Here is a 496-nt window from a genome sequence, read left to right on the forward strand (position 1 = left end):
GGGACAGATGATTGGGGTGAAGTCGTAACAAGGTAGCCGTATCGGAAGGTGCGGCTGGATCACCTCCTTTCTATGGAGAATTGATAAGCGCTGCTTATCAATATAAGTTTCCGTGTTTCGTTTTCGTTTAGTTTTGAGAGTTCAATTCAATATTGACTCTTAAATGAGGATATGATATAAATAAATCCTGCAATTTGTATGGGCCTATAGCTCAGCTGGTTAGAGCGCACGCCTGATAAGCGTGAGGTCGATGGTTCGAGTCCATTTAGGCCCACCATACATTTTGGGGCCTTAGCTCAGCTGGGAGAGCGCCTGCCTTGCACGCAGGAGGTCAGCGGTTCGATCCCGCTAGGCTCCACCAAAAAGCTATTTTAAATAGCAAATGGTATGTTCTTTGAAAACTAGATAACAGTGTAGCTCATATTTTTTAATTTTTAGTTTGGTTAAGTTAGAAAGGGCGCACGGTGGATGCCTTGACACTAGGAGTCGATGAAGG

Annotated in this window: 2 tRNA genes and 1 rRNA gene; all 3 read left to right on the plus strand. The window is 44.4% G+C overall.

Annotated features, from left to right (window positions below):
• A 16S ribosomal RNA gene (locus MR167_RS31750) occupies positions 1-70 on the plus strand; the annotation flags it as partial.
• A 130-nt stretch (positions 71-200) separates the two neighbouring features.
• Positions 201-277, plus strand: a tRNA-Ile gene (locus tag MR167_RS31755).
• A gap of 8 nt (positions 278-285) precedes the next feature.
• A tRNA-Ala gene (locus tag MR167_RS31760) sits at positions 286-361 on the plus strand.
• Positions 362-496: the final 135 nt, after the last annotated feature.

It is taken from the genome of Bacillus cereus group sp. BfR-BA-01355 (assembly GCF_022663675.1).
Lineage (GTDB): Bacteria > Bacillota > Bacilli > Bacillales > Bacillaceae_G > Bacillus_A > Bacillus_A thuringiensis_S.